The organism is Polaromonas sp. P1_E3 (genome assembly GCF_056405935.1).
On record NZ_JBFUBD010000697.1, the window covers coordinates 1 to 959 of the forward strand.

Annotated in this window: 1 protein-coding gene; it reads right to left on the reverse strand. The window is 63.0% G+C overall.

From position 1 onward, the window contains the following. Positions 1–932 (reverse strand): CobD/CbiB family protein (locus AC1D0Z_RS22875; protein WP_477660421.1); only part of this gene is annotated, 932 nt, incomplete at its 3' end. Positions 933–959 lie beyond the last annotated feature (27 nt).

The window sequence follows — 959 nt, forward strand, 5'->3', positions numbered from 1 at the left end:
ACTTCAGGTTCGCGGCCCGGCGTGGCTTCTGTGGCGATGCCGTCTTCCGCATCCAGGCCACCTGCCTGGAAACTTTGCGAGGTGTCCGCTGAAAACGTGGTCTTGAGCGCTTCGCCGCCCAGGCGTACGTTCACGGCACCGGACGTGGCAGCCAGGATGATCCCGTCGTTGCGGTTTTCAGAGGCCGAAGGTGCGCCGGCCGGAAACCGGTGCGTGTAGTTACGCCAGGCATCAATGGCGTCTTCAAAACTGCCGACCACCGCGAAACCCAGCGAGGTGACACGGGCGGGCACAAAATCAATCACGCCCCAGGCACGGCTTGCGGCGAGCTGCAGCGCCGTGCTGGCGCCCTCGCCTGCCGCGGCGGCGGTCCTTCTTTTATAGGCCCAGTAGCGTGAAACGAACTCGCTCATGCGGTAGAGCACGGCGCCCGCGGGCCCCAGCCCCAGCGCAGCAAGCACCGAAAACCAGCCCAGCACGCCGAACACATGGCGGTGAGCGGCCAGTACCGAATATTCAATCACGTGGCGGACGATTTCGCTGCGTGGAAGCTCGCTCGCATCGACCTGGCGCCACTGCGCCAGCAATTCGCGCGCTGTCGTTTCGTCGCCGTCATCCAGTGCGTCGCGTATGTCCGTGAAGTAGTGGCTGAACTGCCGGAAGCCCAGCGTGACATAGAGGATTGCCACGTTCCACGCAAAAGCCAGCACGGGATTGATGGTCCACAGCAGCCAGTGAATCAGGAAAGTGACCAGTGCCGGCACCAGCACGGCGACTGTCCATGCGATCCAGCCATGGTGCGGTTTGCCGGCATCCAGGCTGCGGTTGGTCCAGCGGGCCCAGCCCCGAAATCCCGCATGAATCCAGTTGCCGCGGGCCAGCGGACGGGCCTGTTCGATGATGAGTGCAAACAAAACGGCAAAAAAGCTCATGAGGAATCATAACTTGGCCCCCACGGT